Source organism: Actinomadura sp. ATCC 39365 (assembly GCF_054392275.1).
This window is the reverse complement of sequence record NZ_CP184335.1, coordinates 3738985-3757526: the sequence shown is the minus strand read 5'-3', so window position 1 is coordinate 3757526 and position 18542 is coordinate 3738985. Positions and strand designations below refer to the sequence as shown.

Genomic DNA, 18542 nt, shown 5'->3' with positions numbered 1-18542 from the left:
GCGGTCAGCCGGCGGTAGGAGCCCGGTCAGCGGGCGGCGGCAACATCGGCGGCATGACCAACATGACCTGCGTGGCGGGCGGCAACGACGACTTCCAGCTCGTCACGCACCTCACCGTCACCGGCAGCCAGTTCGAGATCGGCCGGGTGCTCACCGAGGAGGCGCGCCGGCTCGGCTGGTCGCCCATGACCGCCGACCCGGCGGTGATCAGAGCGAGGATGTCCTGGTTCGAACGGAACTGGCCGCAGCACCACGCCCGCATGGACGGCGCCGCGGCGGCGCTCGGCCTCGACCCCGACCAGGACGAGCTGGCCCTCGACGGCTGGAACTACGTGCCCGCGGACGCCGCCTGCTCGGCTCTGTGGTGCCCGCCGCCCGCCTCCGCCGACGGGCACGGCAGGGTGGGCCGCAACTACGACTTCTTCCTGTACACCACCAGCCAGATCGCGGGCGAGCCGCCCAGCCCCGGCGAGCTGCCCATGGCCGCCCGCCCGTACGTGATCAGCACCGTGCCCGACGACGGGCTCGCCTCGACCGTCATCACCATGAACGGCCTCGACGGCTGCATCGACGGGATCAACGAGGCCGGCCTGGCCGTCATGCTGCTGATCGCCGACGCCGAGACCGCCACCCCGCCGCGGCTGGACGTCCCGCAGGTCGGGCTCGGCACCCTGCAACTGCCCCGGTTCCTCATGGACACCTGCGAGACCGCGGCCCAGGCCAAGCAGGCGCTGCTGGGAGCCAAGCAGTACGACCTCGGCCTGCCCCTGCACTACCTGGTCGCCGACGCCCACGGTCAGGCGTTCGTGTGGGAGCGTGGCCCGGACGGCACCGAGCACGCCGTCGAGTTCGGCGACGGCCCGCTGTGCGTCACCAACCACCTGCTGCACCGCCATCCCGACCCGATGGCCCTGCCCGCCGACACCCCGTCGAGCCTCGGCACCTACGGCCGGCTGCGCACCCTGTACGAGCGCAGCAAGGGCGCCACCATGTCCGCCGACGACCTGCGGGACAGCCTGCACGCGGTCCGGCCGGCGGCGGATCCCGCCGCGCCGTTCCGCACGCTGTGGACCACGGTCTTCGACACCGCCGACCGCACCCTGGCCACCCGCTTCTACCTCGGCGACGGCCGCGACTACAGCGAGGAGGTGGTGTTCCCCGCCTCGGCCAGGTAACCCTCGCGCACCTTCGAGCGCGACAACTTCCCCGTGGGGGTGCGCGGGAGCCGGTCGCGGTACTCCACGACCTTCGGGTGCTTGAACCGGGCGAGCCGGGGCCCGCAGTGTTCGAGCAGCTCGGCGGTGAGCGCGGGGCCCGGCTCGACGCCCTCGGCGGGCTGCACGAGCGCGACCACGTTGTGGCCCCACTCCTCGTCGGGCACGCCGATGACCGCGACGTCGGCCACCGCGGGATGCTCCAGCAGCACGGCCTCGATCTCGGCGGGGTAGATGTTCACCCCGCCGGAGACGATCAGGTCGGTGCGCCGGTCGCACAGGAACAGGAACCCGTCGTCGTCGAGGTAGCCGATGTCGCCGGGGGCGTACCAATCGCCCAGCATGCTGGCGGCGGTCTTGGCCGGGTCCTTGCGGTACTCGAAGGAGCCCATCGACGACTTGACGTAGATCATGCCGGGCTCGCCCGGCGGCAGCTCCTCGCCGTTCTCGTCGAGGATCCTGGCCTCGAACGTCGGCGCCGGACGGCCCACCGTGCCGGGCCGGGCCAGCCAGTCGTGCGGCTTGACGGAGAAGGCGATCGTGGACTCGGTCGAGCCGTAGTACTCGTACAGCACCGGGCCCCACCAGTCCATGATCGCCTGCTTGACGGCGACCGGGCAGGCCGCGGCCGTGTGGATGACCTGGCGCAGGCTCGACACGTCGTACTTGGCCCGGACGTCCTCGGGGAGCTGCAGCATGCGGTGGAACATGGTCGGCACCATCATGGCGTTGGAGACGTGGTGGCGCTGGATCAGCTCCAGGATGTCGACCGGGTCGAACCTGGGCGTGATCACCACCGTGTGCCCGAGGTGCAGCGCGAACTGGGTGTGCGCGCAGGGCGCCGAGTGGTACATCGGCGAGGTCACCAGGTGCACGGCGTCGCCCGGCGTCAGGTCGACGACCTCGCCGAGGAACCACGTGTACAGCGGCACGATGGCCTCCGGCTCGGCGTCGGGCAGCGCGCGCTGCACGCCCTTGGGGAAGCCGGTGGTGCCGGAGGTGTACCACATGACCGCCCCTGCCGTACGTTCGGCGGGGGCGTCCGCGGGCTGCCCCTCGGCCAGCCCGGACGTGCCGATCTCCGCGCCCGGCACGGCGTGCGCGGCGTCGGTGACCACGATCTTGGCGTCGCAGTCGGCCAGGATGTAGGACACCTCGGACTCGGTGAGATGCCAGTTGACCGGCACGTAGTAGAGCCCGATCTGGCCGGTCGCCATGAGCATGACGACGGCGTCGATGCCGTTGGTCAGCACGCCGGCGACCACGTCGCCCTTGCCCAGCCCGCGGGCCCGCAGGCCGTGGGAGACCTGGTTGACCCGGGCGAGCAGCTCGCCGTACGTGGTCCGCGTGCCATCGGTGTCGATCACGGCCAGGCGGCCGGGGTCGGCGGCGGCGATAGCGTAGAAGCCGGGAAGGCCGCTGATGTCCATCTACAGCTCCAGGAGTTCCGCGAGACGGGCCCGGTGGATGCGGGGCGGGCCGAGCAGCACCTCGTCGGTCTTGGCCCGCTTGTAGAACAGGTGCGCGTCGTGCTCCCAGGTGAAACCTATGCCGCCGTGCAGGAGGAGGTGGTCGCGGGCGACCTCGAAGCAGGCGCGGCCCACGTACGCCTGGGCCAGGGCGGCGGCGCCGGGCAGCTCGGCGGGGGACTCGTCGGCGGCCCAGGCGGCGTACCTGACGATCGACTCGGCCTGTTCGAGCTTGCCGTGCATGTCGGCGAGCTTGTGCTTGACGCCCTGGTAGGAGCCGATGTAGCGGCCGAAGGCGACGCGGATCTTGGCGTAGGCGACGATGGCGTCCAGCGAGGCGCGCAGCACGCCCAGTTGCTCGGCGGCGAGCGCGACGCACAGCCGGTCGCCGATGCCGCTGCCGGCGGCCGGGCGGCCGAGCACGCGGGCGGGGGCGCGCTCCAGGGTCACCCGCGCCTGGCCGCGCGTGAGGTCGAGCGTCTCCAGCGGGGTCCGCGTGACACCGGGGCCGGCCAGGTCGACGGCCACCAGCACCACGCCGCCGTCGCCGGGCGCGGGCGCGAGCAGCACGTCGGCCTCCATGCCGGACAGCACCCGGGGCAGGGCGCCGGTGACGGCCGTGCCGTCGAAGGCGAGGTCGTGTTCCGGCTGGACGAGCGTGGCGACGACGCGGCCCTCGGCGATGCCGCCCAGCAGCTCCTTGTCGGGCACCTGGGTGAGCGCGAGCGCGGCGAACTGGGTGGCGAGGAAGGGGCCGGGCAGCAGCGCGGCGCCGGTCTCCTCCAGGGCCACCGCGAGGTCGGCGAGCCCGGCCCCGGCGCCGCCGTGCTCCTCGGGGACGACCAGGCCGGACAGGCCGAGCTCGCCGTTGAGCCGGGCGTACACCTGCGGGTCGTAGCCCTCGCGGGCCTTGCGCAGCGGCGACGCGGCGCGCAGGAAGTCGCGCACGGCCTCGCGGAGCTGCTGCTGTTCCTGGCTGAGTACGAGCTTCACCCCTGCGTCCCCACCTTCAGGTCCTTGAACGGCACGGTCTTGTCCACCCTCGGCTCCGGCGGCAGGCCGAGGACGCGGTCGCCGACGATGTTGCGCATGATCTCGTTGGTGCCGCCGCCCAGCGCCATGCCGGGGGCCAGCGAGATCGACCGGGACAGCGGGTGGTCGCCGACCACCGACTCGGGGCCGGCCAGCTGGGTGGCGAGGTCGGCCTGGAACAGGGTCAGCTCGGCCAGCAGCAGCTTGGCGGCGCTGCCGCGGGCGCCGGGGAAGATGCCCGCCCTGGTCTCCTGGGCGAGCCGCTGGTTGAACAGGGCCAGGGCGCGGCTGCGGATGTGCAGCTCGACGAGCTGGTCGCGGACCAGCGGGTCGCTGGTGTCGAGCGTCTCGCGCAGCGCCTCGAAGGTGGCCGGGTTGTCCTTCTGCCCGCCCATGCCGACGCCCGCGGAGATCGACAGCCGCTCGTGCAGCAGGGTGGTGACGGCCACGCTCCAGCCGTCGTTGACCTCGCCGATCCGGTGCTCGTCGGGGATCGTCACGTTGTCGAAGAAGATCTCGTTGAAGTTGGCCCGGCCGGACATGTCCTTGAGCGGCCTGACCGTCACGCCGGGGTGGTGCATGTCCACCACGAACATGGTCAGGCCGCGGTGCTTGGGCACCTCGACGTCGGTGCGGGCCAGCAGCAGCCCCCAGTCGGCGTGGTGGGCGACCGAGGTCCAGACCTTCTGGCCGTTGACCACCCAGGTGTCGCCGTCGCGTACGGCGCGGGTCTGGAGGCTGGCCACGTCGCTGCCGGCGCCCGGCTCGGAGAACAGCTGGCACCAGACCTCCTCGCCGCGCAGCAGCGGCCGGACGAAACGCTCGCGCTGCGCGTCGGTGCCCCGGTCCACCAGCGTCGGCCCGGTCATGCCGAGCCCGATGGAGAAGACGTACGTGGGGAGGGTGTGGTCGCGGGCCTCGGCGGCGAAGGCGCGCTCCTCGGCCTGTGTCAGCCCCTGGCCGCCCCACTGCCGCGGCCAGGTGATGCCGGAGTAGCCGGCGTCGTAGAGCCTGGCCATGAACTCCTTGGCGCGGGCGAGTGCGTCGGCCCCTGACTGATCGTCGGCCGGGACGTTGTCGCGCAGCCACTCCGCGGCGGCACGCCGATACTCTGCAAGGTCCACATCGACTCCTTGGCATCAGTGTTCACTTACTCTAGTCAGGTCGCGGCGGCACGCATAGAGCAATGCTCTGGAGGGCCTTTCGGCGGCATTTGTCGCCGAAAGGCCGCTAATTAGGACCGTTCCCGCCTCCTGTGATCATCTGGTCATCGGAGGGATGCGTGCTCATGTTCAGACGCTGGTCCGTGCAACGGCGGCTGACGCTGGCCGCCCTGCTGTGCGCGCTGGCGGGTTACGGCGTCACCGCGCTCCTCGTCACGCCGATCGTGCACACGATGGCCACCGGCTTCCTCACCGACCAGACCGCCGGCGCCGCGCGCCGCATCGCCTTCGTCGTCGAGCGGGACGCCCCCGGCCGCCTGCGGCCCGTGGCCGCCACCGAGGGCACCGACCTCATCCAGGTCGTCGACACGGACGGCCGGATCCGGCAGGCCAGCCCCCGCCTGACGGGGCAGCCGCCGCTGAGCACCAGCACCGCCACCGGCACCGACGCCCGCCTCGACACCACGGCCTGCACGAACCGGGTGCGCGGCGTCCACTGCCTGATCACCGTCGGCTTCCGGGCGCACGTCGGCGGCAGACCCTGGATGATCTACGCCTACACCCCCGAGCTCCCCTGGTACATCAGCCCCTGGTACCCGCCGGCCACCGCGCTCGGCGTGCTGCTGCTGGCCGCCGTCACGGCCTGCGTGGCCTGGCTGACCGCGCGCAAGGCGCTGACCCCGGTCTCGGCGATCAAGGACGAGCTGGCCGAGATCACCGCCACCGACCTCGGCCGCCGGGTGCCCAGGGGACGGCACCGGGACGAGCTCGACGACCTCGCCCGTACCGTGAACGAGACCCTCGACCGGCTCGAACGCGCGGTGGAGCAGCAGCGCAGGTTCGCCTCCGACGCCTCCCACGACCTGCGCAGCCCGATCGCGGCCATGCGCACGCAGGTGGAGGAGGCGATGCTCGTCCCCGAGGAGGCCGACTGGCCCCGGACCGGCCGCCGCGTGATCGAGGGCCTCGACCGCCTGCAGAACATCGTCGGCGACCTGCTGACCCTGTCCCGGCTGGAGGCCGGCGCGCCCGGCCGCCGGGAGCCGGTGGACCTGGCCAGGCTGGTGCGGGAGGAGCTGCTCCGCCGGCCGGAGGGCAAGCTGGTGGAGACGCGGCTGCGCTCGGGCGTGGTCGTCGAGGGCGACGCGCTGCGCCTGTCCCGCCTGCTGGCGAACCTGCTCGACAACGCCGAGAGGCACGCCGATACCATGATCACTGTGACTGTGGGTGAACACGAGGGACAGGCGGTGCTGGAGGTGCTCGACGACGGCGCCGGCATCGCCCCCGACCAGCGCGAAGCCGTCTTCCGGCGGTTCATCCGCCTGGCCGACTCCCGCCGCCGCGACGCCGGCGGCACCGGGCTCGGCCTGCCCATCGCCCGCGAGATCGCCGAGGCCCACGAGGGCACGCTCACCATCGAGCCCTCCGAACGCGGCGCCCGGTTTGTCCTACAAATACCGTTGATCAGTAGTTAGAGTTACTCGCTGTGACACCCAGTTTCAGCCGATTAAGGCGCGAAGACCTCCTCAAGACGGCCTGCGAAGTGATCGCCGAGCAGGGGTTCGGTCACACCCGGACCCTGGACATCGCCCGCGCGGCGGGCGTCAGCCAGGCGTTGCTCTTCTACCACTTCGACACCAAGGACGGGCTGTTCGCGCAGGCGTTCGGCTATGCGGCCAGGCTGCATCTCGACGCGCTGTCCGACATCGAGGACTCCCCCGCCGGCCCGCTCGAACGGCTGCGCGCCCTGCTGCGGCGCTGTTCGCCGGCGATCCCCTCGGACGAGTGGCGGTTGTGGATCGACGCCTGGGCCGAGGCGATGCGCAGCGCGGAGCTGGAGGAGATCTCCCGCCGGATCGACGCGCGCAGCCGCTCGCTACTGCGGTCGATCATCGAGGACGGCGTGCGCTCGGGCGCGTTCGCCTGCGGCGATCCCGAGGAGGCGGTCTGGCGGATCTTCGCGCTCATCGACGGCCTGGCGGTCCAGACCCACGTGCATCCCCACGTGCTCTCGCGCCGCCGGGCCGCCGTCCTGCTGCGTACGGCGGTCGCCGGAGAACTGGGGCTGCCCGTCGAGAACCTGTGACCCGGGCCCCTCTTCCACGCCTATTGGATCCTTCGTACAATTGCTGGGGCGAGGAGAGGAGCACCCGCGATGACATCCGCACCGAGCTCTACCACCGCCGGCGAGAACGACGAGAGGGTCGCCGACCGCACCGCCTACGAAGCGGTCATCGAACGCCTGTCGAAGGCGTCGGTCGACAAACACTGGGAGCCCTACCGCGACATCCCGTGGGACGACCCGGAGTTCCGCGTGGACCAGGCCGACCCGCGCTGGGAGCTGCCCGAGGTCGACAAGCTGGGCGGCCACCCCTGGTACCGCAGCCGCTCCCCCGAGGTCCGCGCCAGGATCGGCCTGTGGCGGGTGGCCACCGCCATGAAGATCGGCCTGCAGTTCGAGAACCTGCTCAAGCGCGGCCTGCTCAACTACGCCTACCGCCTGCCGAACGGCTCCCCCGAGTTCCGGTACGTCTACCACGAGACCATCGAAGAGGGACATCACGGGATGATGTTCCAGGAGTTCGTGAACCGTACGAAGCTCCCGATCCGCGGCATGCCGCGGCCGCTGTCCCTGGTCGCCCAGATCGCGCCCTGGATCCCGCTGATCTCCACCGAGCTGTTCTTCGTCTTCGTCCTGGGTGGCGAGGACCCGATCGACCACGTGCAGCGTAAGGTGCTGAAGGACGGCCGGGCCCACCATCCGCTGGAAGAGACGATCATGCGCATCCACATCGCGGAGGAGGCCAGGCACATCTCCTTCGCCCGCCACTACCTCCGCAGCCGGGTGCCGCGCATGCCCCGCCACCGGCGGATGTTGCTGAGCGTGATCTCGCCGGTCGTGCTCGGCGTGATGGCCCGCATCATGCTCGCCCCGCCCGGCCCGATGATCAGGCACTTCCGCGTCCCGGCCGGCGTCGTGGCCGAGATCTACCGCGACAACCCGGCCGCCCGGCGGGAGATCCGCGACTCGGTCGGCAGGACCCGCGAGCTGTGCGCCGAGATCGGGCTCCTCAACGTCGTCAGCAGGAAGGTCTGGCAGGCCATGGGGATATGGGCGGAGCCGCGCCGGTGAAGGTCGCGGTGGTGACCGGGGGCGCCTCCGGGATCGGCCGCGCGGTGGCGCGCGAGCTGCGGAGCAGGGGCGTGGCGGTGGTGATCGCCGACGTCGACGAGCAGGCGGGCAAGCAGGCCGCCGCCGACTTCGGCCTGGAGTTCGCCCGCCTCGACGTCACCGACGCCGAGGCCGTGGCCGCGCTGGTCACGCGGGTGAAGGCCGAACGCGGGCGGCTCGACTTCCTGTTCAACAACGCCGGCATCGCGGTCGGCGGCCGCACCCGTGAGCTGACGCTCGACCACTGGAACCGGACGATCGACGTGAACCTGCGCGGCGTCGTCCACGGCGTGCACGCGGCCTATCCGATCATGGTGGACCAGGGGTTCGGGCACATCGTCAACACCGCCTCGCTGGCCGGGCTGGTGCCCGCGCCGCTGATGCTGCCGTACACGACGAGCAAGCACGCCGTGGTCGGGCTCTCGCTGGCGCTGCGGGCCGAGGCGGCCGCGTACGGGGTGCGGGTGAGCGTGATCTGCCCGGGGTTCATCGACACGCCGCTGCTCGACCACGCCAACCCCGGGCTGCCGCAGAACGAGATCGCCGCCCACGCCAGGCGGGCGGCGGTGCGGGCGCAGGGGCGGCTCTATCCCGTCGACGCGCTGGCCGAAGACATCCTGCGCGGGGTGGCCAGGAACAAGGCGCTGATCGTGGCGCCCGCCTCGGGGCGGATCGCCTGGCGCGCCGCCCGGCTGTGGCCGTCGGCGGCGGTACGGGTGGCGGGCCTCGCGGTCCGGCGGCTCACCCGGCGCTGAGCCCCGGCCGCCGGGCTATTCGGGACGGCGGGCGATGAGGACCTCGGTGGTCGTCGTCAGCTCCCAGCGGCCCGACGGCTCGGCGGCCAGCAGGGCGGCCCTGGCCGCCTCGACGAACGCGGGCAGGCGGTCGCCCAGCCTGGCCGGGGCCGTGTAGGAGTAGGAGAGCTGCAGGCCGAGCACGGCGTCGAGGTCGTAGGCGAGGCGGTGCTCGTACCGGCTCGCCTCCAGGTCGGCGAAGGGCGAGGCGGCCAGCACGTCGTGGTGGTGCTCGCCGGTCTGCTGGAAGGAGCCGGCGGCCGTCCAGGTGTTCACCCCGAACTCCTCGCGCACCCGGCGCATGACCGGCTCCCACGGCTCCTCGACGGGGTCGCGGGTGGGGCCGACGAGGGCGACGACGCCGCCCGGCGGCAGCAGCGCGTCGAGGTCGGCCAGCACCGCGCGGCGGTCCATCCAGTGGAACGACCGGCCCATCACGACGTGACCGAACGGCGGCAGTTCCCGCAACGTCGTCGAGTCGCCGCGCAACCAGCGGACGCCTGGCACGCCCGCCGCCAGCCGCCGCCCCTCGGCCAGCATCTCCTCGTCGGGATCCACGGCCAGCACCTCGCGCACCCGCCCGGCCAGCGGGATCGCGATCGTCCCCGGGCCGCAGCCGAGGTCGAGCACGACGCCGTCCGGGCCGAACGCACGGGCCAGCCGGTCGATGGCCGGATCGCCGTGCCCGGGCCGGTACTTGGCGTAGTAGGGCGCCGCGCCGCCGAAGAGGTCCGTCATGGGTGGGACCATATACGGGTTCGAGACTCGTTCGATGGAAGGTTTTGATCGGTGAGGCGGCTACTCACGGTCCTGTTGCTCGCGTGCGCCGCGGTCGGGTTCGCCCTTCCCGCGCAGGCGCACAACGTGCTGGTCGGCAGCGATCCGAAGGACGGCGCCACGCTGTCCGCCTCGCCCGCGCGGGTGACGCTGGTGTTCGACCAGGCGGTCCGCCAGGGCTACGCGCAGGTGGGCGTGACGGGGGCGGACGGCTCCTCGTGGGCCGACGGTGCGGCGGAGGTGGCCGCCGAGCGGGTCTCCGTCAAGGTCAGGCCGCTGCCCGCGGGCGGCTCGTACGTGGTGGGCTACCGGATCCTGTCCTCCGACGGCCATCCGGTGACCGGGAAGATCAGCTTCACCATGGCCGCCTCCGCCACCGGCGTCTCGGCCGGGCAGTCCGAGCAGGGCGACAGCGCGGAGGCGGCCGAGGCGGCGGCCAACGGCGGGGCCGGCATGGCGGTCGTGTGGATCGTGGCCGCGCTGCTGCTGCTGGCCGCGGGCACCGCCGTCGCCCTCCGCCGCGCCGCCCCGGCCCCCGATCCCGCCTCTCCAGAGTCGGAGTTGGAGTCGGAGGGCACGCGGGCGTGACCGCCACCGTTTCCTCCCGTTCCGGTTCCTCCCGTTCCGGGCAGCATGTCGGAGGCGGCCGGCTCGTCGCCGGGGCCTTCGTCGTGTGCGGGATCGTCGCCGCCGTGGCGGCGTCCACGCTCACCGCGCAGGAGTCCGTGCCGGGCATCCCCATGCCGGGGCCGGTCGTGGCCTACGGCCTGCCCGTCGTCCGGGTGCTGCTCGACCTGGCCGCCGTCGCCGTGGTCGGGCTGAGCCTGGTGCCCAAGCTGCTCGGCTTCGACGACCCCGACGCCACCGAGCCGGTCCTGCGCCGGGTGCGTCCGCTCGCCGTGCTGGCGGCCTGGGCGTGGGCGATCTGCGCGCTGCTCACCATCGTGTTCCAGACGGCCGAGCTCAATCCGGGCCGGGTGCCCACGTTCGGCCTGATCGCCTCCTACGTCGAGGAGGTCGGCACCGGGCAGGGGCTGCTGTTCAGCGCGGCGTGCGCGCTGGCGGCGGCGGGCATCGGGCTGATGGCGGTCAGGTTCGGCGAGAAGGTGCCCGCGGAGCTGCGGATCATCGTGGCGCTGTTCGGGCTGCTGCCCATCCCGGTCACCGGGCACGCGGTCAACTCCGTGTGGCACGACCCCATCATGATCTCGATGGAGATCCACGTGATGGGCGCGGCGGCCTGGGCGGGCGGCCTGGCCGCCACGGCCGTGTTCGTCGCCCCCCACCGGGGGCTGCTGGCCGTGGCGCTGCCGAAGTTCTCCAGGATGGCCACCGTCTGCCTGCTCCTGGTCGCGCTGTCCGGGCTGGTCACGGGGCTCGGCACGATGGCGCTCACGCCCGGCGTCGAGTTGCCCGGCGCGATCGTGACCAGCCACTACGGCGTGCTCGTCGTGATCAAGACGGCGCTGGTGGCGCTGCTGGTGCCGCTGGCCGCCCACATCCGCTTCCGCCTGCTGCCGGTGATCCGCCGCGGCGGGGCCACCGCCCTGGTGAGCTGGACGGCGGCCGAGGTGGGCGTGATGGGGCTGGCCTACGGGGTGGCGGTCGCGATCACCCGGGCCTCGATCGGCTGAGGCCGCCGGTCGCGCCGCCCGGCGAGCCATTCGGCGGCCAGCCAGGCGGCCAGCAGGCCGAGCCCGGCCCACAGGGCCGACGACGTGACCAGGGGCGGGGCTCCGTACAGGCCGGTCTGGCCCTTGATCGCGCCGTAGACCGGGCCCATGGCCGCGTTCTGCACGGCCAGCGCGCCGTAGGCGCCGGCGGTCACCACGACCGCCCCCACGACGGCGCGCACGGCCGGGACGCGCACCAGGAACGCCAGGTCGACCAGCAGCCCGGCCGCCACGAAGAAGAACGGCACCGCCGACGGCGGGAAGCCGCCGAAGGTGAGCAGCGGCCAGATCAGCGTGCGGAACCCGACGTACGCGCCGGCCACCAGCGTCGCCGCGCCGAACCTGCCGATCAGCAGCCTGGCCGCGACCAGCACCGACAGCCCGCCGACGACGGCGAAGACCGGGTAGAGGTAGTCGGGCACGGGCAGGGTGAACCCGCTCATCATGATCCGGTCGATCGGACGGCCCATCTGGTCGGCGGCGAAGCGCAGCAGGATCGGCTCGGCGTAGGTGGCCTGGTTGTCCCAGGCGCCGAGCGACAGGATGCCGTACTCCTGGTGCTGCTCGGGGAAGTGCACGTTCTCCAGGAAGAACGCGAGGAACGCGCCCAGCACGACGGTGCGCTCCCGGCCGGGGGGCGCGCCCATGAACCAGCCCCTGATCACACCCATGATCATGAAGAACGTTCCAACGTAGAGCATGATGTGCGACGGGCTCCACGAGGTGATGTCGAGCCCGTTGACGCGGTGGTTGATCAGGTCGAGCGGCACCGCGACGAGGAAGATCCCGGTTCCCCACTGGATGAGCCGCAGCGCCGCCTTGTCGACGCCGTAGCCGGTGTAGCCGTGGACGACGGTCAGGACGACGACGAGCGCGGTGCCGGCCGAGTTGAGCAGGTGGGGCGGGGCGAGGTCGTCGCGCAGCCATTTGAAGTGCCACGAGACGTCCCAGGCCGAGCCGAGGAGCTTGAGCGTGAGCGCCACCAGCCATCCGAAGTAGAGCACCCGGAACAGGTCTTGCGGCGTCTCGCGCCCCGCCTGGCCTCTGGTCCAGTACGGCAAGGCCCACGCTGCGGCCTTCTTGAACGATGCTGGTGACTTCACGGCGCAAATCTTACGGTCATCCGGCCCATCGGTCTCAGATGTCCTATTTGTCCGACTGAGGCGGCCTTCAGGCCGGGCGGCGGGTCAGGCGTACCGGGAGGTGTTTGAGGCCGTTCTGGAAGTTGGAGGTGAGGCGTACCGGGGGGCCGGCGGGTTCGACGTCCCAGGCGAGCAGCTCGGTGAAGACCGCGCGGAGCTGGACGCGGGCGAGGTGGGCGCCGAGGCAGAAGTGCGGTCCGAACCCGAAGCTGACGTGGTCGTTGGGGGTACGGCCGACGTCGAAGCGGTCTGGGTCGGCGAAGACGGCCGGGTCGCGGTTGGCCGAGGCGTGGTAGACGACCACCTTCTCGCCCGCCTGGATGCGCCGGCCGCCGAGCGTGAGGTCGCGGGTGGCCGTACGGCGGAAGTCCATCACCGGGGGCCAGTGGCGCAGCATCTCCTCCACCGCGGACTCCAGCAGCGACGGGTCGGCGCGCAGGCGGGCCAGCTCGGCGGGGTGGCGGAGCAGGCTGAGCAGGCCGCCGGGAATGCCGTTGCGCAGGGTCTCGTTCCCGGCGACGGCGAACAGGAAGAACATGTTCTCGAACTCGGCCCCGGTCAGGCCGCCCTTCCTCATGGCGGACATGACGGACTCGTGTGGGGTGTCGGCCAGGGCGTGGGCATAGGCGAACATGTCCGTCAGCGCGGCCCTCGACCTGGGGTTCATGCCCGGTTCGAGCTCGGGACGGGCGGCGACCGCCAGGCGGCCCACGGGGCTCAGGGACTCGACCTCGGCCGTGGACAGGCCGGCGTAGTCGTCGTCCTGGTAGCCGATGACGCGGGAGGCCCAGTCGTACAGCAGCCGCCTGTCCTGCTCGGGCACGCCCATCACGTGGGCCAGCGTCCAGACCGGCAGGTCGGCGGCCACCTCGACGAAGTCGCACTCGCCGGGCGCGAGCAGCGCCGCCACCCGGTCCTTGATCGTGCGTTCCAGGGCGCGGACCGCTCGCGGCGTGAAGGCGGCCGCCACGATCCGCCGCAGCCTGGAGTGGTCGGGCGGGTCCATGTTGAGCATCATCGACCGGACGAACTCCAGGTCGGCAGGGGTGTCGGGGTCGCGGATCTGGGTGGCGCCGAGGTGGGAGGAGAAGTCGTCGGGGCTGCGCAGCACCCGTTTGACGTCGGCGTGCCGGAACACGCCCCAGTAGCCGGGCCCCTCGCGCCACGGGCCGACGGCCGGCTCGGGGATCCAGCAGACCGGGCTCTCCCGGCGAAGCCGGGCATACAGGTTGTAGGGGACGTCCGCCGCGTAGGTGGACGGCAGGAACACCTCGGCCAGGTCACGCGCCTCCCCCTCCGTCGAGTTGTCCACAGGACGCTCGCTCCGCTCCTCCGCCATGCCCTACAGCGTGCATGATGAGCGCGTGACTCCAGAAGACGCACAGGCGATTCTCCAGCAATACTTCGCTCCCTGGATCCAGGAGCTCGGGCTGCGGGTGGAGGAGGTGGGCGAGCGGCACGCCGTCGTCCGGCTCCCCTGGTCCGACTCGCTGGCCAGGGACGGCGGCGGGTTGTGCGGCCAGGCGATGATGGCCGCCGCCGACACCGCCACCGTCGTCGCGATCTCCTCCGCCAGGGGCGGGTTCGTGCCGATGACCACCGTGCAGCAGTCGACCACGTTCCAGCGGCCGGTGGTGGGCCGCGACGTGCTGCTCGACGTGCGCGTCACCAAGCTGGGGCGCTCGCTGGCCTTCTCGGAGGTCACGCTGACGCCCGACGGCGACGGCGACCCGGCCGCGCACGCCTCGACCGTCTACGCGATCCTCGGCTGACGGCCGCCCGGCGACGGCCGTCTCAGGGATCTCTCAGGTGCGGAAAGTAGGCTCACCGCCATGAAACGTGTGGCCGCGCTGGTCGCGGTGCTCGCCGTCATCGGGGTGACGACGTGGCTGGTGTGGCCGTCCGCCGCGGAGGCGCGCGGTCAGGACCAGCGGATCACGGTCGTCGACGGGCCCGCCGACGACCAGCGGGTGGAGCTCGACGCCACGTTCTTCCCGCCCGCCGGCGGCGGGAAGGCGCCCGCCGTGCTGGTCGCCCACGGGTTCGGCGGCAGCAAGCAGAGCGTCCGCCGGCAGGCCGCCCGCCTGGCCCAGGACGGCTACGCCGTGCTGACCTGGTCCGCGCGCGGCTTCGGCCGCTCCACGGGCGAGATCGCGCTCAACTCGCCCGACTACGAGGTCAAAGACGTCAAGCAGCTCGTCGACTGGCTGGCCAAGCGGCCCGAGGTGCGGCTCGACGCCGCCGGCGACCCTCGCGTGGGCATCACGGGCGGCTCGTACGGCGGGGCCATCGCCCTGATGGCCGCCGCCTTCGACCAGCGGGTCGACGCCATCGTCCCGCAGATCACCTGGGCCGACCTGGCCGACGCCCTCTTCCCCAACGCCGCCGGCGGATCCGCCCCGGGTCCGGGCGCCCAGTCCGCGATCGGGCAGGGCGTGGCCGACGGCGTCTTCAAGCGCATGTGGGCGGGCATCTTCTTCGGCCAGGGCGTCTCCCTCGACACCTTCGCCGCCCAGTCCCGCCGCGAGTCCGCCGCCGCCCCGCTGACCGTCGAGCAGGCCAGGTGCGGCCGTTTCCTGCCGGCGATCTGTGACATCTACCAGCAGGTCGCCGAAGACGGCCGGGCGACGCCCGAGGCCGTCGCGCTGCTGCGCAGATCCAGCCCGGTCACCGTGGCGGGCCGGATCAAGGCGCCCACCCTGCTCCTGCAGGGCCAGCGCGACTCCCTGTTCCCGCTCGCCCACGCCGACGCCAACGCCCGGGCCATCGCCGCCGCCGGCACGCCGGTGAGCATGGCCTGGTTCGACGGCGGGCACGACGGCGGCAACGGCGAGGCCGACTGGCTCTACGACCAGTCCTCGGCCTGGTTCGCCCGCCACCTCAAGCGCGAGGCCGCGCCCGCGGTGAGCGCGTTCACCGTCACCCGTGACGGCGGCCGCGACCCCGGCACCCGCCAGCGCATCAGGCTCCACCCCGAGGCCGCCGCCTACCCCGGCCTGGCCGGCACCGACACCACCACGGTGCAGCTCGCCGGCCCCGAGCAGAACGTCGTCAACCCGCCCGGCGGCGCCCCTGCCTCGATCTCGACGGTTCCCGGCGTCGGGGGGCTGCTGGGCGGCCAGGGCGGCGGCGCGGGGGTGTCCATCGACATGCCCGGCCAGAGCGCGGCGTTCGAGTCGCCGCCGCTCACCGCCCCGCTCCAGCTCACCGGCAGCCCCACCGTCAAGGTCAAGGTGTCGGGCAAGGGCCAGGCGACACTGTTCGCCAAGCTCTACGATGTCGCCGACGCCGTCCAGCCGCCCGCGCTGCCGGCGGGGCTGGTGGCGCCGTTCCGGGTCACGATCCCCGAGGGGGCCGGCTCGGCCGAGGCCACGGTCACCCTGCCGGCCGTCGACCACCGGTTCGCCGTGGGCCACCGGCTGCGGCTGGTCGTGACCACGACGGACATGGGGTTCGCGACCCCGGCCGAGCCCGCCGCGTTCGGCGTCTCCCTGGCCTCGCCCACGCTGGCCGTCCCCACGGTCCGCACGCTCGCCGCGCCGCCGACCGGGGTGGCCTGGTGGGTGTGGGCGATGCCCCTGGCCGCCGTACTCGCGGCCGCCGTCCTGCTGGCCACCGGCCGCCCCTCGGGCCGCGCCTCGGCTGCCAGGGCCGACGTCGGCGTGAGCCCGGACGGTGACGGGGCATCGCAGGCGCCGGGCGGTGACGGCGGCCGGGAGGTGCCGTTGGAGATCGTCGGGCTGACCAAGGCGTACCGCAACGGCGAGCGGGCCGTCGACGGGCTGTCGTTCCGGGTCGAACAGGGCCAGGTCCTCGGCCTCCTCGGCCCCAACGGCGCCGGCAAGACGACCACGATGCGGATGATGATGGGCCTGATCCGCCCCGACTCCGGCGAGATCCGGATCTTCGGCGACCCCGTCACCCCGGGCGCGCCCGTGTTGTCCAGGCTGGGCTCGTTCGTGGAGGGCCCCGGCTTCCTGCCGCACCTGTCCGGCCGCGACAACATCGAGCTCTACTGGGCCGCCACCGGCCGCCCCGCCGCCGACGCCCACTTCGAGGAGGCGCTGGAGATCGCGGGCCTGGGCAAGGCGCTCGACCGCGCCGTGCGCACCTACTCCCAGGGCATGCGCCAGCGGCTGGCCATCGCCCAGGCCATGCTCGGCCTGCCCGACCTGCTGGTGCTCGACGAGCCCACCAACGGCCTCGACCCGCCCCAGATCAGGGAGATGCGCGAGGTGCTCAAGCGCTACGCGCGCGACGGCCGTACCGTGATCGTCTCCAGCCACATGCTGGCGGAGGTCGAGCAGACCTGCAGCCACGTGGTCGTCATGCATCGCGGCCGGCTGGTCTCCACCGGGCCGGTGTCGCGGCTGCTGAGCTCGGCGGCGGGCAACGGCAACGGGCACGGCGGTCCGCGCCTGGAAGACGTGTTCCTCGACCTCATCGGAGACAGATCATGACCGCCGCGCCGGGCTACGCGCCGCGCCGCACGCTGCCGCTGCGCGTGGAGATCGTCAGGCAGTTCAAGCGGCGGCGGACGCTGGTCATGTTCGGGCTGCTGCTGGCGTTGCCGTGGGTGCTGGTGATCGCGTTCCAGTTCGGGCCGCAGTCCGGCAACCAGGGGCAGTCGTCGGTGCGGATCAGCGACCTGGCCACCGCGAGCGGCCTGAACTTCGCGGCGTTCGCCCTGTCGGTGTCGGCGAGCTTCCTGCTGGTGGTGGCGGTCGCCCTGTTCTGCGGCGACACGGTGGCCGCCGAGGCCAACTGGTCGTCGTTGCGTTACCTGCTGGCCGCGCCGGTCCCCCGCGACCGCCTGCTGCGCCAGAAGCTGATCGTGGCGCTCGGCTTCTCCGCGGCGGCGGTGATCTGCCTGCCGCTGATGGCGTTGCTGGCCGGCACGGTCGCGTTCGGCTGGCACGACATCCAGGTGCCGGGCACCGGCGAGACGATCCCGGCGCTCGACGTGCTGCCCCGGTTCGGCATCGTGATCGGTTACGCCCTGGTCAGCCAGCTCGTGGTGGCGGCCCTGGCGTTCCTCGTCTCCACGGTGACCGACTCGCCGCTCGGCGCGGTGGGCGGGGCGGTGGGCCTGTGGATCGTGTGCACCATCCTGCAGGCGGTCGAGGCGCTTGGGACGCTGCGCGAGTTCCTGCCGACGTTCTGGAACAACGCGTGGCTGGACGCCCTGGCCCCCGAGCTCGACTGGAGCGGGATGGCCAAGGGCGCCTCGGTGTCGATCACCTATGCCGCGATCCTGATCGCCGTCGCCTTCCGCAGGTTCCGGCGCAAGGACGTGGTCAGCTGACGCCCTTGGCGGCGTCCTCCGGGCCCTTGATCTCGATCTTCCGCATGCCCAGCATGGCCTGCATGACCCGCTGGGCGGCGGCCGGGTCCGGCACGCTCATCAGCTCCGGAAGGGCCCTCGGGACGATCTGCCACGACAGGCCGTACCGGTCCTTCAGCCAGCCGCACTGCGACTCCTCGCCGCCGTCGGTGAGCTTGGCCCACAGGTCGTCGACCTCCTCCTGGGAGGCGCAGTCGACGTACAGGGAGATCGCCTCGGTGAAGGTGAACTGCGGGCCGCCGTTCAGGGCCAGGAAACGCTGCCCGGCCAGCTCGAAGGAGACCATCATGGCCTGCCCGGCAGGCCCGGGGCCGCCCTCGGGGTAGCGCTGGACATCCAGGATGCGGGAGTCGGCGAAGATCGAGGTGTAGAACTCGGCCGCCTCTTCGGCCTGGTTGTCGAACCACAGGTAGGTCGTGATCTTCTGCATGTCGCCGGTCGTCCTTTCGAGACGTGTCGCGGGGGCCAGGTCCGTGCCCGTCCCCTTCCTTTCATCGACGCGTCGAACGGGACGGGGGCGGATCGACACACGTCCCGAAGAATCTTTGAAAAAAGTCTGAGACGTCCAGGAAGGGCATCCTCCAGCCGCGAGGCCCTGCGCATCTGGTTCGATGACGAAGGCGACGGCGCGCGTTCCAGACTGGCGCGGTCGGCGAGGTGGTACAGCCGTTGCCCGGCGGTTCGCCGGCCGCCATCCGGACCGTGCCGGTCTGGGCAGGGTCCTCGCTGTCGGCGGAACGTGGACCCAGCCGGGTCGGCTGG

At 72.4% G+C, this 18542-nt stretch carries 17 protein-coding genes; 10 read left to right on the top strand and 7 right to left on the bottom strand.

From position 1 onward, the window contains the following. Positions 1 to 53 precede the first annotated feature (53 nt). Entirely contained in the window at positions 54 to 1175 is a 1122-nt protein-coding gene (locus ACNF49_RS18715) for a C45 family autoproteolytic acyltransferase/hydrolase (protein ID WP_482944506.1), read from the top strand. On the opposite strand, the gene ACNF49_RS18710 is transcribed toward ACNF49_RS18715, so the two are convergent. Genes ACNF49_RS18710 through ACNF49_RS18700 form a run of 3 tightly spaced genes read right to left on the bottom strand, consistent with a single transcriptional unit; the run spans position 1136 to position 4839 of the window. Continuing rightward, entirely contained in the window at positions 1136 to 2644 is a 1509-nt protein-coding gene (locus ACNF49_RS18710) for an AMP-binding protein (RefSeq protein ID WP_482944505.1), read from the bottom strand. The two genes, ACNF49_RS18715 and ACNF49_RS18710, sit on opposite strands and share 40 nt — an antisense overlap. After that, the gene (locus ACNF49_RS18705) at positions 2645 to 3676 is read right to left on the bottom strand and encodes an acyl-CoA dehydrogenase family protein (RefSeq protein WP_482944504.1); all 1032 of its coding nucleotides are present in this window, start codon (positions 3674 to 3676) and stop codon (positions 2645 to 2647) included. Further along, on the bottom strand, positions 3673 to 4839 hold the full coding sequence (locus ACNF49_RS18700) for an acyl-CoA dehydrogenase family protein (protein WP_357965237.1): 1167 nt from the start codon (positions 4837 to 4839) through the stop codon (positions 3673 to 3675). Before ACNF49_RS18700 ends, ACNF49_RS18705 begins: the two co-directional genes overlap by 4 nt. 164 nt (positions 4840 to 5003) lie before the next feature. Between ACNF49_RS18700 and ACNF49_RS18695 the strand changes: the two genes are divergently transcribed. The 4 genes from ACNF49_RS18695 to ACNF49_RS18680 all read left to right on the top strand — a co-directional run bounded on the left by ACNF49_RS18695 (position 5004) and on the right by ACNF49_RS18680 (position 8805). Then, a complete protein-coding gene (locus ACNF49_RS18695) occupies positions 5004 to 6353 on the top strand; it encodes a sensor histidine kinase (protein ID WP_482944503.1) in 1350 nt (449 codons plus the stop codon). An 11-nt stretch (positions 6354 to 6364) separates the two neighbouring features. Next, a complete protein-coding gene (locus ACNF49_RS18690) occupies positions 6365 to 6964 on the top strand; it encodes a TetR/AcrR family transcriptional regulator (RefSeq protein WP_498702654.1) in 600 nt (199 codons plus the stop codon). A 69-nt stretch (positions 6965 to 7033) separates the two neighbouring features. After that, a complete protein-coding gene (locus ACNF49_RS18685; protein ID WP_357965244.1) occupies positions 7034 to 8011 on the top strand; it encodes an AurF N-oxygenase family protein in 978 nt (325 codons plus the stop codon). Further along, positions 8008 to 8805, top strand: a complete 798-nt coding sequence (locus tag ACNF49_RS18680) for an SDR family NAD(P)-dependent oxidoreductase (RefSeq protein WP_482944501.1) — start codon at positions 8008 to 8010, stop codon at positions 8803 to 8805. The genes ACNF49_RS18685 and ACNF49_RS18680 overlap by 4 nt, the downstream gene beginning before the upstream one ends. A 15-nt stretch (positions 8806 to 8820) precedes the next feature. On the opposite strand, the gene ACNF49_RS18675 is transcribed toward ACNF49_RS18680, so the two are convergent. Continuing rightward, a complete protein-coding gene (locus ACNF49_RS18675) occupies positions 8821 to 9582 on the bottom strand; it encodes a class I SAM-dependent methyltransferase (protein ID WP_482944500.1) in 762 nt (253 codons plus the stop codon). Between the two features lie 51 nt (positions 9583 to 9633). Here ACNF49_RS18675 and ACNF49_RS18670 point away from each other — a divergent pair, with 51 nt between their 5' ends. Together ACNF49_RS18670 and ACNF49_RS18665 are read left to right on the top strand one after the other, a co-directional pair. After that, the gene (locus tag ACNF49_RS18670) at positions 9634 to 10209 is read left to right on the top strand and encodes a copper resistance CopC family protein (RefSeq protein ID WP_482944499.1); all 576 of its coding nucleotides are present in this window, start codon (positions 9634 to 9636) and stop codon (positions 10207 to 10209) included. Further along, positions 10206 to 11255 (top strand): CopD family protein, encoded by a 1050-nt coding sequence (locus ACNF49_RS18665; protein WP_482944498.1) that lies wholly within the window; start codon positions 10206 to 10208, stop codon positions 11253 to 11255. Before ACNF49_RS18670 ends, ACNF49_RS18665 begins: the two co-directional genes overlap by 4 nt. Here ACNF49_RS18665 and ACNF49_RS18660 read toward each other — a convergent pair. Further along, a complete protein-coding gene (locus tag ACNF49_RS18660; RefSeq protein ID WP_482944497.1) occupies positions 11213 to 12397 on the bottom strand; it encodes a hypothetical protein in 1185 nt (394 codons plus the stop codon). The two genes, ACNF49_RS18665 and ACNF49_RS18660, sit on opposite strands and share 43 nt — an antisense overlap. Positions 12398 to 12464: 67 nt before the next feature. After that, the gene (locus tag ACNF49_RS18655) at positions 12465 to 13775 is read right to left on the bottom strand and encodes a cytochrome P450 (protein ID WP_482944496.1); all 1311 of its coding nucleotides are present in this window, start codon (positions 13773 to 13775) and stop codon (positions 12465 to 12467) included. Between the two features lie 25 nt (positions 13776 to 13800). Here ACNF49_RS18655 and ACNF49_RS18650 point away from each other — a divergent pair, with 25 nt between their 5' ends. The 3 genes from ACNF49_RS18650 to ACNF49_RS18640 are packed head-to-tail and all read left to right on the top strand — an operon-like array spanning position 13801 to position 17741. Then, positions 13801 to 14208: a PaaI family thioesterase gene (locus ACNF49_RS18650; protein ID WP_482944495.1), complete on the top strand. Its 408-nt coding sequence runs from the start codon at positions 13801 to 13803 to the stop codon at positions 14206 to 14208. A gap of 60 nt (positions 14209 to 14268) precedes the next feature. Beyond that, entirely contained in the window at positions 14269 to 16896 is a 2628-nt protein-coding gene (locus ACNF49_RS18645; RefSeq protein ID WP_482944494.1) for an alpha/beta fold hydrolase, read from the top strand. Continuing rightward, positions 16893 to 17741: an ABC transporter permease gene (locus ACNF49_RS18640; RefSeq protein ID WP_352359061.1), complete on the top strand. Its 849-nt coding sequence runs from the start codon at positions 16893 to 16895 to the stop codon at positions 17739 to 17741. Before ACNF49_RS18645 ends, ACNF49_RS18640 begins: the two co-directional genes overlap by 4 nt. Here ACNF49_RS18640 and ACNF49_RS18635 read toward each other — a convergent pair. Next, entirely contained in the window at positions 17734 to 18210 is a 477-nt protein-coding gene (locus ACNF49_RS18635) for a VOC family protein (RefSeq protein WP_482944493.1), read from the bottom strand. The genes ACNF49_RS18640 and ACNF49_RS18635 overlap by 8 nt on opposite strands. Positions 18211 to 18542 lie beyond the last annotated feature (332 nt).